Source organism: aff. Roholtiella sp. LEGE 12411, from assembly GCF_015206995.1.
GTDB lineage: Bacteria > Cyanobacteriota > Cyanobacteriia > Cyanobacteriales > Nostocaceae > Komarekiella.
The window spans coordinates 32134-46677 of the sequence record NZ_JADEXR010000038.1 but is presented as its reverse complement, the minus strand read 5'-3'; the positions used below and the strand labels follow the sequence as shown (position 1 = coordinate 46677).

General features: G+C 41.6%; 18 protein-coding genes. 11 read left to right on the top strand and 7 right to left on the bottom strand.

Annotation, left to right across the window (positions count from 1 at the left end):
* Positions 1–2508: pyruvate:ferredoxin (flavodoxin) oxidoreductase (gene nifJ, locus IQ246_RS11385; RefSeq protein ID WP_194003020.1), on the top strand; the 2508-nt coding region annotated here is incomplete at its 5' end.
* Positions 2509–2665: 157 nt separating this feature from the next.
* Positions 2666–3373: a Uma2 family endonuclease gene (locus IQ246_RS11380; RefSeq protein ID WP_194003018.1), complete on the top strand. Its 708-nt coding sequence runs from the start codon at positions 2666–2668 to the stop codon at positions 3371–3373.
* 230 nt (positions 3374–3603) lie between these two features.
* Here IQ246_RS11380 and IQ246_RS11375 read toward each other — a convergent pair whose 3' ends face one another.
* Positions 3604–3783 (bottom strand): high light inducible protein, encoded by a 180-nt coding sequence (locus tag IQ246_RS11375; RefSeq protein WP_194003016.1) that lies wholly within the window; start codon positions 3781–3783, stop codon positions 3604–3606.
* Positions 3784–3884: 101 nt separating this feature from the next.
* Between IQ246_RS11375 and IQ246_RS11370 the strand changes: the two genes are divergently transcribed.
* On the top strand, positions 3885–4097 hold the full coding sequence (locus tag IQ246_RS11370) for a hypothetical protein (protein WP_194003014.1): 213 nt from the start codon (positions 3885–3887) through the stop codon (positions 4095–4097).
* 213 nt (positions 4098–4310) lie between these two features.
* On the opposite strand, the gene tnpA is transcribed toward IQ246_RS11370, so the two are convergent.
* The 3 genes from tnpA to IQ246_RS30320 form a co-directional block, all read right to left on the bottom strand.
* Entirely contained in the window at positions 4311–4718 is a 408-nt protein-coding gene (gene tnpA, locus IQ246_RS11365; protein WP_194003012.1) for an IS200/IS605 family transposase, read from the bottom strand.
* Positions 4719–4922: 204 nt separating this feature from the next.
* Positions 4923–5453, bottom strand: coding sequence for a transposase family protein (locus IQ246_RS30325; RefSeq protein ID WP_244141996.1), 531 nt, complete (start codon positions 5451–5453; stop codon positions 4923–4925).
* Between the two features lie 30 nt (positions 5454–5483).
* On the bottom strand, positions 5484–5825 hold the full coding sequence (locus IQ246_RS30320; RefSeq protein ID WP_244141995.1) for a transposase family protein: 342 nt from the start codon (positions 5823–5825) through the stop codon (positions 5484–5486).
* A gap of 118 nt (positions 5826–5943) precedes the next feature.
* On the opposite strand from IQ246_RS30320, the gene IQ246_RS11355 reads away from it, so the two are divergent.
* Both IQ246_RS11355 and IQ246_RS30315 read left to right on the top strand, forming a co-directional pair.
* Positions 5944–6909: a transposase gene (locus tag IQ246_RS11355; protein WP_339379256.1), complete on the top strand. Its 966-nt coding sequence runs from the start codon at positions 5944–5946 to the stop codon at positions 6907–6909.
* Positions 6902–7273 (top strand): transposase, encoded by a 372-nt coding sequence (locus tag IQ246_RS30315; protein WP_244141994.1) that lies wholly within the window; start codon positions 6902–6904, stop codon positions 7271–7273. The genes IQ246_RS11355 and IQ246_RS30315 overlap by 8 nt, the downstream gene beginning before the upstream one ends.
* On the opposite strand, the gene IQ246_RS11350 is transcribed toward IQ246_RS30315, so the two are convergent.
* The 3 genes from IQ246_RS11350 to IQ246_RS11340 all read right to left on the bottom strand — a co-directional run bounded on the left by IQ246_RS11350 (position 7236) and on the right by IQ246_RS11340 (position 8628).
* A complete protein-coding gene (locus IQ246_RS11350; protein ID WP_194003010.1) occupies positions 7236–7907 on the bottom strand; it encodes a class I SAM-dependent methyltransferase in 672 nt (223 codons plus the stop codon). The two genes, IQ246_RS30315 and IQ246_RS11350, sit on opposite strands and share 38 nt — an antisense overlap.
* A gap of 70 nt (positions 7908–7977) precedes the next feature.
* Positions 7978–8136, bottom strand: coding sequence for a YqaE/Pmp3 family membrane protein (locus IQ246_RS11345; RefSeq protein WP_194003008.1), 159 nt, complete (start codon positions 8134–8136; stop codon positions 7978–7980).
* Positions 8137–8280: 144 nt separating this feature from the next.
* The gene (locus IQ246_RS11340; protein WP_194003006.1) at positions 8281–8628 is read right to left on the bottom strand and encodes a translation initiation factor; all 348 of its coding nucleotides are present in this window, start codon (positions 8626–8628) and stop codon (positions 8281–8283) included.
* Positions 8629–9045: 417 nt separating this feature from the next.
* Between IQ246_RS11340 and trpB the strand changes: the two genes are divergently transcribed.
* The 6 genes from trpB to IQ246_RS11310 all read left to right on the top strand — a co-directional run bounded on the left by trpB (position 9046) and on the right by IQ246_RS11310 (position 14312).
* A complete protein-coding gene (gene trpB / locus IQ246_RS11335; protein WP_194003004.1) occupies positions 9046–10287 on the top strand; it encodes a tryptophan synthase subunit beta in 1242 nt (413 codons plus the stop codon).
* Between the two features lie 32 nt (positions 10288–10319).
* Positions 10320–11462: a class I SAM-dependent methyltransferase gene (locus IQ246_RS11330; RefSeq protein WP_194003002.1), complete on the top strand. Its 1143-nt coding sequence runs from the start codon at positions 10320–10322 to the stop codon at positions 11460–11462.
* Positions 11463–11477: 15 nt separating this feature from the next.
* Complete coding sequence (locus IQ246_RS11325; protein ID WP_194003000.1) at positions 11478–11756, top strand: hypothetical protein; 279 nt, start codon at positions 11478–11480, stop codon at positions 11754–11756.
* Positions 11757–12205: 449 nt separating this feature from the next.
* Complete coding sequence (locus IQ246_RS11320; protein WP_194002998.1) at positions 12206–12736, top strand: CAP domain-containing protein; 531 nt, start codon at positions 12206–12208, stop codon at positions 12734–12736.
* 311 nt (positions 12737–13047) lie between these two features.
* The gene (locus IQ246_RS11315; protein WP_194002996.1) at positions 13048–13596 is read left to right on the top strand and encodes a CAP domain-containing protein; all 549 of its coding nucleotides are present in this window, start codon (positions 13048–13050) and stop codon (positions 13594–13596) included.
* A gap of 86 nt (positions 13597–13682) precedes the next feature.
* On the top strand, positions 13683–14312 hold the full coding sequence (locus tag IQ246_RS11310; RefSeq protein ID WP_194002994.1) for a ribonuclease D: 630 nt from the start codon (positions 13683–13685) through the stop codon (positions 14310–14312).
* The last annotated feature ends 232 nt before the right edge of the window (positions 14313–14544 follow it).

Sequence of the window (14544 nt, the reverse complement as noted above, 5' to 3'; positions counted from 1 at the left end):
CTCCCCTTCCTCCCCTCTCCCCTTCCTCAAGTTGTTGGTGGTCGTTACGGTCTTTCTTCCAAAGAATTTACCCCAGCGATGGTACAGGGTATTTTTGACAACCTCGCCCAAGCCAAGCCGAAAAACCATTTTACTATCGGTATTAATGACGATGTTAGTCACACTTCCTTGAGCTTTGACCCCAACTTTTCTACTGAAGCTGATAACGTTGTTCGGGCAATGTTTTACGGGTTAGGTTCCGATGGTACAGTCGGTGCTAACAAAAACTCGATTAAGATTATTGGGGAAGAAACCGACAACTACGCTCAAGGTTACTTTGTCTACGACTCCAAGAAATCTGGCTCGATGACCGTCTCTCACCTCCGCTTCGGGACTGAGCCAATTCGCTCTACTTACCTAATTGACAAAGCCAACTTTATTGGTTGTCATCATTGGGGATTTCTGGAACGCATAGATATCTTGAAAGCTGCGGTTACTGGGGCAACTTTGCTGCTTAACAGTCCATACAATGCAGATACCGTCTGGGAAAGTCTACCGCTGAAAGTGCAGCAGGAAATCATTGATAAGCAGCTGAAATTATACGTCATTAATGCCAGCCAAGTTGCCCGCGAAAGTGGTATGGGTGGAAGAATTAACACCATTATGCAAGTATGCTTCTTTGCCTTAGCAGGTGTCTTACCAGAAAAAGAAGCGATCGCTAAAATCAAACAAGCAATTGAAAAAACTTACGGCAAAAAAGGCGCGGAAGTTGTCCGCATGAACCAACAAGCTGTAGACAACACCTTAGAAAATTTACATCAGGTCAAACAAGAAGCTACAACACTTCCCCCCTCCTCCCCTCTCCCTTTCCTCCCTCACGCTCCAGAATTTGTGCGGAATGTCTTAGGTAAAATCATGTCTTGGGAAGGTGATGATTTACCTGTGAGTACCTTACCAGTAGACGGTATCTTCCCCAGTGGTACAGCCAAATGGGAAAAACGCAATGTGGCACAAGAGATACCTGTATGGGATACAGATGTCTGCGTTCAATGTGGTAAATGTGTTATGGTTTGTCCCCACAGTGCCATCCGCGCTAAGGCTTATCAACCGACTGAGTTAGTCAATGCACCACCAACCTTCAAGTCAACTGGTGCAAAAGATAAGGACTTTGCCAACCAGAAATTTACCATTCAAGTTGCCCCAGAAGACTGCACAGGCTGTGCTATCTGTGTAAATATTTGTCCCGCCAAAAATAAAGCTGAGCCATTGCGTAGAGCGATTAACATGGCACAGCAGTTACCTTTGCGGGAGCAAGAGCGGAAAAACTGGAATTTCTTCTTGAGTTTGCCCAATCCTGATCGACGACAGTTGAAACTCAACCAGATTCGCCAACAACAACTCCAAGAACCTTTATTTGAATTCTCTGGTGCTTGTGCGGGTTGTGGCGAAACACCTTATTTAAAATTATTAACACAATTGTTTGGCGATCGCTCCGTAATTGCCAACGCTACAGGTTGTTCCTCAATCTACGGTGGGAATCTCCCTACTACACCTTGGACAATAAACGCCGAAGGACGCGGCCCAGCCTGGTCGAATAATCTATTTGAAGATAACGCCGAATTTGGTTTTGGCTTCCGCCTCTCCTTAGATAAACAAGCTGAATTCGCAGCAGAACTGCTGCAACAATTGAGCGGTGAAATAGATGAAAAGTTAGTCTATTCCATCCTCAATGCTGAACAAAAATCTGAGGCTGATATTTGGGAACAGCGGGAAAGAGTCGCGCTGTTGCAGCAGAGATTAAACCAAATTGTGACTCTCAACCCCAATCTACAATCCAAAATCCAAAATCTCAAATCCCTAGCTGACTATTTGGTAAAGAAAAGCGTTTGGATTGTCGGTGGCGACGGTTGGGCTTATGACATTGACTTTGGCGGTATCGATCACGTGCTAGCCAGTGGTCGCAATGTGAACATCTTAGTGATGGATACAGAAGTATATTCCAACACAGGCGGTCAATCTTCCAAAGCCACCCCACGAGCAGCAGTCGCTAAATATGCCGCTAGTGGCAAGCCTGCACCCAAGAAAGACTTAGGTTTAATTGCCATGACCTACGGAAATGTCTACGTAGCGAGTGTAGCCCTTGGTGCTAAGGATGAACATACCCTAAAGGCGTTCTTAGAAGCAGAGGCTTACGATGGCCCTTCATTGATTATTGCTTACAGCCATTGCATTGCTCACGGCATCAACATGACCACAGCAATGGAACACCAGAAATCACTGGTAGAATCAGGTCGGTGGTTGCTGTATCGTCATCATCCTGAATTGCAAAAACAGGGTAAGAATCCTTTGCAACTGGATATGCGATCGCCCACTCAGTCAGTAGAGAAATCGATGTACCAAGAAAATCGCTTCAAGATGCTCACCAAAAGCAAACCCGACCATGCCCAGCACTTGTTAGAACTGGCGCAAACCGAAGTAGATGCTCGTTGGCAGATGTATCAATATTTGGCAGAGCGTAAAGTACTTTAACTATCTTAGTGCTGAGTCAAGGGTCAAGGGTCAAGGGTCAAGGGTCAAGGGTCAAGGGTCAAGGGTCAAGGGTCAAGGGTCAGTATTTATTCTTCCCCTGCCCACATACAAGGGTTTGTTACAGTGAGAATTATTCGGCAACTGTGAGGATTGGCAAATGGTTAGAGAGTACTCACCCCAAACACAATCCGATTCGCCCCAGAAACATCTGCCTTTGCTTGAAAGTGGCGATCGCCTGACTCGTCCTGAATTTGAGCGGCGTTATGCGGCTGCTCCCCAGATCAAAAAAGCAGAACTGATTGAAGGAATCGTTTACGTGGCATCTCCCTTAAGACATGAACAGCATGGCAAACCCCACAGTCGAGTTATGACTTGGTTAGGAGTCTATCAAGCAATGACTCCCGGTGTTGACTTAAGCGTTGAACCGACAGTCAGGCTAGATTTAGATAACGAACCCCAGCCGGACGCGGTGCTGTTTATTGAATCTGCTATGGGTGGACAAACTCAATTGAGCAGCGATGGTTATATTGAAGGATCACCTGAGTTAATTGTGGAAATTGCCGCCAGTAGCGCCGCGATTGATAGGGGTAGCAAAAAGCAGGTTTATCGCCGTAATGGGGTGCTGGAGTACGTAATCTGGCAATCTTACGAGAATCAAATTGAATGGTTTCACCTCACCGATGGCGACTATCGATTGTTATCTCCTGGTGCAGATGGCCTCATTCGCTCTCAGGTGTTTCCTGGGTTGTGGTTAGCTGTGGAAGCACTGCTAAACAATCAGATGGCGCAGGTGTTGGAGGTGTTGCAGTTGGGATTAGATTCAGCTGAACATGAAGAGTTTGTGGAGCAATTGGGAAAAAAATAAGCAGGCGATCGCCTACTTATCTTTGCGTCAACCGTCATAGCAATAACTACGGTTGTTTCCATAGCTGTGATAGTTACGTTTTGACAGTTCTTTCAATAAATGAGTGAAGGGTTTTTCATCTGGAAGCCAGAATCCCGTACTTTTGGAAGTCGTAAGTTTGAGTTAGGGATTTAGACCCCATCTTCAACTTTGATAACTGTTTTAATTTTTTCAGTCACACGAGCAACAATTTACAGGATGCCCCAAAAATGAAGAAAGCCTTGACCAGAAAGAGCTTCAATCAAAACAACAGATAAAAAACCAATCATTGCTAGGCGACCATTCCAATTTTCACTTTGAGGAGTAAACCCAGGACGCAAAGCATTAGGGTCTTGTGAAGCAGTAGGTGTACTATTCTTAAAACCTGACATATAAAAGCTCCTGTATATTAGGTTGTCTAAGTCACGACTGTCAGATAACATAATGCAACAGATATTTAAGAAAATATAGTAGTGAAATCCACCCGTATAGTTTGCCAGGATATCTCAAAATCATTAAGCTGGGGCGATCGCGTCAAAATCTTATTCATCTGTTTGAGGAATACTTGGTTTACATACAATCCGTTCATAGCTTGCAAGCAACAACACTGTACATTAACGGCATATTCGGCACATCTTCAGGTGGAAACCACCGCCGTCCTGTAGTTTCGCGCATTCCTTCAAATTGCTTGCAACCATTAGAGTAAGGGTACTCCTTCAAGACTTCCAGAGTCAGTCCAGCTTGCAACAATACTGTAACTATCTCGCCGATACCCCACTGAAACTCATGAGAACGGTAGGGGTTTTGAAAATTTTCAATTCCCGTTTCATAGGAATACGCGGGATGCGGGAAACGAGCGCGTCTTCAGACCTGAGAGGGAAGCGGCACGGGTGGTTTTAACCACCGTGGTATTTTCTTTTTAATTTGAGGCATGGTGAGGATCTTCAATATACTTTCTAACCGCCTCGCTACTTATATTACCAGCAGTACTTACAAAATAACTACTTGTCCATAGCGAAGGAAGCTTTAAAAGTACAGGAAATTCTTTTCTTAGAAGGTAACTACTCCGTCCTTTAAAAGCTTTAATTACTAAATGTGGCGTATCTGTAGGCTTGACGCTAACAAATAAGTGGATATGGTCAGGTGCTACTTCTAAGGCTAGGATATCCCATTTTTTCTCTATAGCTAATTCAGCAAATATCTGTCTAGTTCTAGTTGCTATCTCTCCTGTTAAAACTTTTTTGCGGCGTTTAGGTATAAACACGAAATGATAGTTAATTAAGTATTTAACATGGTTGTGGGTATTGTAATCTTCCTGAGTTAGCATCCTAGATTAGTAGATAGATATTGACTTATCTACTATAATCAATAGACCTGTCCTAAAACTTGAAAGCAAGTACACACAAGGCTTTTAGACTAAACCTTGCAGATTTTCTGTCAACGTAATAATTAGGGTTTGATATCGTTACTGATAGTTTAGACAAGCAAAATACAGTTTTATAATTATAGGCGATCGCTATTATTGTCTAATTTAAGTAACTGCTAAAATCAAACTACCAATTCTCAACCTTACCAATCCACAAACCGTGAAAATTATATCATTGTAAACATCGTTTTTTAGTCGGAATCTTTGTGATGCTATTTGAAAAATTTTCACCAATCTTATGAGATGCTCAATATATATCCGATTACTCGAAAATACTTTATTTTCTTGTTTTTGTGCATCACTTAATTCCTGGTTTCTTTTTTTCTTGTGAGGAGTCTTTATATTTTTACCACCCTGATATCCCTTGTCGCCTCCAAATTCTTGTTTGATGTGAAATTTTTCTTGTTGAGTACGAAATAAATTTATGTCCGCAGTTGGGCCAGGAAAGCCTACTTCTACATCGACAATATCCTGAGCTTCTGGAAGACCAACAAACTGATTTTTTCTAGTATGTTGTTTTTTCTTTCCTGAATAGTATTTTTTTTGCTCTTCTGGCTGTGATGGTCTATTTATAGGCTGTTCTGCACTATCAACTAGTAGCTGAAATTTGGTTAAAATCTCTTGAACAATTTCCAAATCACTATCTATTGTTGAGACTTGTTCGAGTCAGCTTGCCGGCAATATATCCCGAATAATTTTCCTCCAATAATGAAAATTATCATTTGCTTCTGTTTTGGAAATACCAAACAGCATTCCTAAAATTTCAAATGATGGCATTTGTCTGAGATAAAATAAGCATAATACTATTTGCTCAGAGAATGATAATTTTTGTGGTCTTCCACCTCCGGCTGCGTTAATTCTTACTTTTTGATTCTCCTTGATTTTTTCTAATTCTTTATGCTTGATTCCTGATGATTCTGTTAGCGAACGCAACTGTTCATAGCTAATACCTAATATTTGCTTTGTCCGCAGTGGATATTTTTCGATATAATCAAGTACAATGCACATTTTTACTTTGAGTAGTAGATACACATTTTATTTTTCTACCACTTTTTTATACCGTATTTATATTTCGGACAGGTCTAATTACTATATACAAAGCAACTAATTTTTGAAGCGGTAAATAGTGGTAAAACCCAATAAAAGCATGGGAGTGCAGCAAGTTTTATTGTCTCCGAATGCTGAAACCAAAGCACTACTAGAATATCTTTGTGAGCAATCAGGCAAGCTTTACAATACGGGTGTTTACTTTGCACGACAAACCTTTTTCAAAAGAAATAAGCTATTAACTAATAAATTTGACTTAGCAATTGATGGATCAATTGCTAAGTCAAAACTTGCTCAATCTCTTCCATCTACGCCAATGCAGCAAACTCTAATGTCAGTTACGGAGGCGTTTAAGTCTTTTAAACAATTAAGAGATTTGTATTTAAAAGGCGAACTGCATTTCAGACCAAAACCACCTAATTATCTAAAAGGGTTAAAGTTATTCAAAGTCGCCTACCCAAATTCAGGAGGTCAAAAACCACTTATTGTTAATGGACAACTTAGGTTTTCTCTGGGATTGACCATTAGAAGATGGTTTGGGGTATCTGAGTTTTTTCTCCCAATGCCGTCAAACATTGATTATTCTAAGGTCAAAGAGTTTACAATTTTGCCTAAGAATGGTGCTTTTTACCTAGAAATGTCATACGTTGTAGTCAAACAAAAACACGACTTAGATATAAATCAAGCATTGTCTATTGACCTCGGAACTGCTGATAATTTAGCTGCTTGTGTTGATACATTGGGCAATTCCTTGTTAATTGATGCTCGTGCGATGAAGGCGATGAATCAGCTATGGAATAAAAAAGTATCAACACGGAAAGAAGGGAAGCCAGAGGCGTATTGGGACAATTGGTTAGACCGTGTAACCCGCAAGCGCAACCACCAAATGCGCGACGGCATTAACAAAGCAGCAAAATTAATTATTGACCACTGCCTTAAATACGGTATTGGTACTTTAGTAATTGGGTGGAACGAAGGGTTCAAGTCTAATGCCAATATGGGCAGAGTGAACAATCAAAAGTTTGTTCACTCTGCCCTTGGGTAAACTGAAAGACAGATTAAAACAACTGTGTGATTTACACGGCATTAGATTTGTTGAAACAGAAGAAGCCTACACGAGCAAGTCGAGCTTTTTAGATGGAGACTCCCTGCCCAAATATGGTGAAAAGCCAGTTGGTTGGAAAGCATCTGGAAAGCGAATTGAACGTGGTTTATATCGGTCAGCGAACGGTTCAATCGTGAATGCAGATTTGAACGGCAGCGCAAATATATTACGAAAAGTAGCCAGCAATCTAAGCATTGACTTAGGCTTACTGGGTAGACGGTGTTTGACGACCGTAACGAGAGTTAGACTTTGGACACTATCTAAGTTTACTCTGTCTGTAGAATCTCAGAGGCTTCAGCCCTGAGAGTGTCAAAATCTGATAAAGTCAATCCCCTACCAGAAGCAGCGAGGTAATCGCTTATACCATCTTCCCAACTCAAGGGCTTGCTATTACTAAAATAAGGAAATTTGCGGCTCCAATCCTCATCAAACATTGAAGCAACGGGGTGGAAGTCTATCACAACAAAGCGTCCCCCAGGCTTGAGAATAGCTGCAATTCTTTTAGCCCAGAGGTTAATATCGGATATCCAGCATACAGCCCCGTAGGAGGAAAAGACAATATCGAAGTGTTCATTTTTATTAGCTGTCTCTTCCAGCCAATCGAACACATCTGCACGATAAAAAGTAGCGAATATACCAGATTTTTCTGAGAGTTGTTGAGCAAAGGATATAGCTTCATCACTAATATCTACACCAGCCACAACAGCACCGTGTTGCGCCAAACTTAAAGTGTCTTGACCGGCATTGCACTGAAGATGAACTACTGATAAACCAGCAATATCTCCTAAAAGTTCTTTTTCTTCTGGAAAAAGTGTATTGCCTCCTTCACGAAAAAACTTTGCCTGATCACCCTTATGGCTATTATGCGCTTTAGTTGCTTCATTCCAAGACAAACGATTTTCTTCGTGAAGTTGTTTTTTTAATGAGGCATTTGTCATAAATCTTGCACTCCATTACCAGTAGGTTGAGCAGAAATAATCGGGACACCCAACCTACCCAGATGAATAATTATTTCCTGGCAATTACCCACACTGCATGAACAATCCCCGGAATATAGCCTAAAAACGTCAAAAGTATATTAATCCAAAAATCTTTACCTAAACCTACTTGCAAAAAGACTCCCAGAGGTGGTATGAAAATGGCACACAGAAGACGAACTAAATCCATTTGAACCTCCTACCTAATTAATCTCAAAAAGAACAGATTTCTGCCGCAGTGATTGATTACAGTTCCAGCATATTTGTACTTTTTAAAGATAACATTGCCCCTCTGGATGAATATCACAGCTAAGATGCGGTAAACCACACTGAATCAACCACCGCTAATTTTGGCTTTGTAAGCTAGTTTCGTCAAAATCTCAACAATTTTCTGCTTGTGCTCGCCCTGAATCTCTATTTCATTATCTTTGACTGTACCACCTGTGCCACACTGGGTTTTCAACTGTTTTACCAAATCTGCCAAGGTTTCTGGTTTGGCTTGAAAACCGCTAATTACGGTAACAGTTTTGCCTTTGCGTCCTTTGCGGGAGGCTTGCACTTTGAGATTTTGTTGTTGCGGGGGTAATTCTGGAATTGGTCTTTCTGTAGCGGCGGAGTTCTCGTTGCCAAATTCGCGGTAGACAAAGCTTTTGTCGGAAGATTTGGAATTGGAAGAAGACATAAATCTTTATTAAGAAAAATCAGAGGCAGCAACCATTCTGCGGGGAAATCAATTACTAGGTTAACATTACAAATCCATCGTAGTTGACTAAAAAGTCACCTAATCCTGGACATCAAGCAATACAGTTCGGATCAGCAGAGAAGTCAATAGTCAAAAATTTTTCCCTTATCTCTTTCATCTCCCCCTGTCCCGGTTGTTGAGCGCTAGCGCTGAGCGTAGCCGAAGCTTAATCGAAACACTGCTCGCTCATCCCCAATGCCCAATGCCCAACGCCCAATGCCCAATGCCCAATGCCCAATCCCTTTTACAAGAATTATTTCTCAGGACTCAAAACTCTTTCATCAGTAAGACATATTACTCTATATGCTTCAGACTTTCCTATAATAATTAAGTCATTCCTGTGATCGAAATCAGCCTGTGACTACCACTCCCCTCTCTCCCAGTTCTTCATCAACTGCTCAGGTTCCCGATATTCAAGGACGCTTCGGGCGCTTTGGCGGTAAGTACGTCCCGGAAACGCTGATGCCTGCTCTTGCTGAGCTAGAAACAGCTTATCAGCAATATCGTAATGATCCTGGTTTTCAGGCAGAACTACAACAGTTGTTGCGGGACTATGTGGGACGTGCTACACCGTTGTACTTCGCTGAACGTCTTACCAGCCATTATGCTCGACCTGATGGCACAGGGGCACAAATCTATTTGAAGCGCGAAGACTTAAATCACACTGGCGCTCATAAAATCAATAATGCCCTCGGTCAGGTGTTGTTGGCAAAACGCATGGGTAAACAGCGAATTATTGCGGAAACTGGTGCTGGACAACATGGAGTAGCGACGGCAACGGTTTGTGCTCGTTTTGGGCTGGAATGCATAATTTACATGGGCGTTCACGACATGGAACGCCAAGCCCTAAATGTGTTCAGAATGCGGCTGATGGGGGCAGAAGTATGTCCGGTAGCTGCGGGAACAGGTACACTCAAGGATGCAACTTCTGAGGCGATTCGAGATTGGGTAACGAATGTAGAGACAACTCACTACATCCTGGGTTCAGTAGCAGGGCCGCATCCTTACCCAATGATGGTACGCGATTTCCATGCAGTGATTGGGCAAGAAACTCGCGCCCAAGCAATAGAAAAATGGGGAGTGTTGCCTGATATTCTGATGGCTTGTGTAGGTGGTGGTTCCAATGCTATGGGACTATTCTTTGAGTTTTTGAATGAGCCTTCTATCCGGTTAATTGGGGTTGAAGCAGCCGGGGAAGGTGTTAATACTGAAAAACACGCTGCTACCTTGACAAAAGGAAAAATTGGTGTATTGCACGGGGCAATGAGTTACCTGCTGCAAGATGAAGATGGGCAAATAATTGAGGCACACTCAATTAGTGCTGGGTTAGATTATCCCGGTGTCGGGCCAGAACATAGCTATTTGAAAGATACTGGTCGCGCTGAATATTATAGTGTGACAGATGAAGATGCTTTGGCGGCATTCCAGCGATTGTCTAGGCTGGAGGGAATTATCCCAGCACTGGAAACCGCTCATGCGATCGCCTACCTAGAAACCCTATGTCCTCAACTAAGTGGCAGTCCTCGGATTGTGATTAACTGCTCTGGACGTGGTGACAAAGATGTACAAACGGTAGCTAAGTTTTTGAATCCTGCATAAATACACGTAAAAATTCGGAGATGAAACTATAGATGGATCAACAATTACAACATGCAATGCTACCGCAACCCACTCACGACGAGTTGGCACGCCAAAACTTTGTCCAAAGTCTGAGAATGCACATTTTCAAGAATCTTCTTCCTGGGAATAAAGTAGTTTATGAAAAACGAGTCAAACCTAAGTTTGAACAAGAACATCAGCGTCCTCCCCAGAACCGTTATGAAATTCGGGAAGTGATGCAGCACGAACCCCACTACCGCTGGTTAAATGCCCTCAAGCGGATTAACCAGGAAATGTTGTGGGAATCTGTCAACGCAAGTGTGGACAGACATCTACCAGACTTGATCGAGCGTGCCAAAGACAAGGGTGGTGAACTGGGTACTTTAAAACTCGACCCCAATTTTCAAATACCCATTTATCAAAAGGCTGTAGACATTCACTGTATGCCTGGAGGATATCACAGTGAATTTACAATTGATGATGTAGCTGCGGGTGCAACCTACGATCGCGGAGTTTATGTTTATGGACTCGGTTGGTTGGGGCCACTTAACGATGACATAGGACTGTCTATAGTCCGAAACTACCTTATACCAGAGTATCCGGACTTTCGACCCCAAAAAATTCTCGATATGGGATGTTCTATCGGCAATAGCACATTACCCTACGTAGATGGTTATCCAGATGCAGAAATTCATGCTGTAGATATTGGCGCACCAATGCTGCGTTATGCTCATGCACGAGCAGAAGTCTTGGGTAAGCGGGTACACTTTTCACAGCAAAATGCTGAACACACCAACTTTCCAGATGAATCATTTGACTTGGTGGTTTCCCACATTTTGTTGCATGAAATTCCTCCGCCAGTTGTTCGCAAGGTGATGCAAGAGTGTTATCGTCTACTAGCTCCCGGCGGGATGATGCTCCATGTTGAAGCACCTTTGTACCATCACATGGATGCTTATAGCCAGTTCATGTACGATGGGGAAACTGTTAACAATAACGAACCATTTTGGAGTGCTGTGCGCGATCTGGATTTGGTGGCGCTAGCTGCTGAAGCTGGTTTTGCAGCAGATAAAGTATTTGAGAAGTTTGTGCCTAATGGGGCATGGAAAGCAAAAGTAGCCAATGACAATTCAAGCAGTCGGGGTACTTGGTTTGTAGTTGCAGCAACTAAGTAAACAGAGGTAGTTGGGATGTTGAAGACAGCCAAAGGTAAACGACCTGTTTACTTAGATGACCCGCAAATTGATAAGCTCCTGGCGATCGTTATGGCTTTAACAGGTGAGGTATCCGTCCTGCATGATCGGTTGGATACCATTGAATGTTTGCTCGCAGCTAAAGGTATTTTATCTGCTACTGAGATTGACGCTTACGAGCCAGATGAAGAAGTAGTCAAGGAACGTGAACATTGGCGTGCAGAATATATTGCGCGGGTACTGCGCGTGTTGCAGGAGCAGTTGAACATTCCTTAGACTTTAGATGAACATAAGTTGAATATTTCAGCCAAACAATTATCTCTAAAGATACATTCTCACTAGAATTTGTTTAACTTATTCTTGCGAAGTGTCTTAGAAGTGTTGAACTATGAAAATCCAAAATTATTATAGCTATAGTGGTTTTCTTTTGGGTCAAACACGCTGTAGGGTAAAAAGATTTATGCGCCCTGATAATATTCCTATATTCCACCTAATTAAAAATATTTATTATGTTCGTTACTCGGCTTTTACCTATGCGTTTAAAAATCGACTTTGTTACTTAGCCACTTGTCAGGAATTACTGTGGAGCTAACAAATTTTGCAAACCTCTCAGCTTTACTTATTCCTCTGTATGTACAGCATTAGTAGGAGATATATAAGCGTGTATATAAGTTGTTCAATGGACAGTAGTGTGCTTAGATGATTTCAAAATTTACTTTTAGCACATGAGCCGAACACTAATCTATGGCATTGTAGGGACTCTTGTTCTCAGCAGTGGAGCGATCGCTATTTCTGTGCCAAATCAAACTCCTACCCCCAAGTCTTCAGATGTATCAAGTCGTAATCGTCAAATCATTGCACAATCTAGCATTAACACCACTACTATAGAGCAATCAGTTTTCCAGCAAATTAATAACTACAGAGGTTCCCAAAATCTGCCAGTGTTGTTAAAAAATTCTGCCGCCGACAATCAAGCAAAGATTCACAGTCAGAACATGGCAAGCGGTAGAGTCCCATTTGGACATAGCGGATTTAAACAGCGAGTTCAAGCGATTGGTATTCCCTACATATCCGCTGGTGAAAATGTCGCTTACAACCAGGGATATAGTGATCCTGCTAAGCAAGCTGTTCAAAGCTGGCTCCAAAGTCCAGGGCATCTTGCCAACATCAGAGGAAATTACAATCTAACGGGGATTGGTGTTGCTAGCGGTCCCAACGGCAAAATTTACGTGACGCAAATTTTCCTTCGCGTGTAGTTTTGCATGATTTAGGAAAAAACCTAAAGTTTATGATGAATAATGTAGTATCAATAACATTTATCTAATTGATACTATATTATTTTTCTAGTAATTCATGAAAATGTTAGATTCTTAGCAAAAGTGAACGTAACTATCATGAAGATGACTGATCTCAAGATTGACAATTAGAAATGAGAATTTGTATTTTCTATGAAGGATGTGCAAAGAGTTTCTAAGTTCCTGAATTCTTAACAGTATCCTGGCATATATCTTAAGAACAATAAGATAGAGTATAAGTCTTACATCTCTACAACCTTACCTAATTCTCCATGTTCCGACAAACTGCTTTTGGCATCGCTTTAAGTACGCTTGTCCTTACTAGTGGATTAACGACCACTCCTATACCAGGTCATACTTCTAGTAACCAATCGACTAATAATCAGCCGTTGTCACTTCTTTCCAGTCAAGTTGCATTATCAACTACTACTTTTAAAACTACTGCTCTAGAAAAATCAGTTTTTGACCAAATTAATCGATATCGAGCTTCTAAAGGTCTATCAAAATTGATCCTAAATGCAAATATCACTAAACAGGCAAGGATTCATAGTCAAAATATGGCCAAGGGGAGAGTTCCGTTTAGCCATCATGGATTTGAACGGCGAGTCAAAGCTATCCCTCTTATTTACAATAGTGCGGCTGAAAATGTCGCTTTCAATCAGGGATATAGCAACCCTGCTGCTGAAGCTGTGATTGGTTGGGTTAATAGTCCGGGACATCTGAAGAATCTTAAAGGAAATTACAACTTTACAGGGGTTGGTGTTGCTGCGAATAAGCAAGGCGAAGTCTATCTTACCCAAATTTTCGTTCACGCCAAATAGATTTAATTTCTGATTTTTTTGCACAATAATAATGTAGTGTCTAAGATTTTTTTCTGATGGACACTGCATTTATTATCGAGTGATTCATGACATTACAAGATTTTCAGGTTAGCGATCGCGATCTTAGTGACACCGCTCTTGGACAGTATTTAGAATCTGTAGCGATCGCAGTAGATACAGAAACCATGGGATTATTGCCAATGCGCGATCGCTTATGTCTTGTGCAGCTATGCAACCCCGAAGGCAAAGTAACTGCAATCCGCATAGCTAAAGGACAAGCTGACGCCCCAAATTTAAAAAAGCTCTTGGAAGCAGCTAATATCCAGAAAGTGTTTCACTTTGCTCGTTTTGACCTTGCTACCTTGCGATACAATCTCGGAATTCAGGTTCAGCCTGTTTTTTGCACCAAGATTGCCAGTAAACTAGCCCGTACTTACACTAATCGCCACGGACTCAAAGATGTGGTGCAAGAATTAGAAAAAGTAGAACTAGATAAAAGTGCTCAAAGTTCTGATTGGGGTAATGCTACTAATTTATCTGAAGCTCAACTAAGTTATGCAGCTAATGATGTGCGCTACTTACTCAATGTGCAGCAAAAGCTAATAGAAATGCTTAAACGAGAAGAACGTTGGCAACTTGCTCAAGAATGCTTTAGTTTTTTACCGACGATAATTTCTTTAGATTTATTACAATTTAAGGATTTATTTGAACATTAATAAGACTTACGCACTGTACAAATGCATCGTAATGTGAATTAACTAAAATAGGTTGTTTCGGGCTTTTCTTAATTATCCTGCGATGGTCAATAGACCATGCTGTGCCCTTACTTGGTTCATATTTGGTATTTCTTGTCAATGCGTAAGTTCTAATTAATCAAACTAGTCAACATTCAAGATTGAACAACTATAAGCAAGGTGGAGGCATAAAGGAGGAGGAATCAAGTGGGAA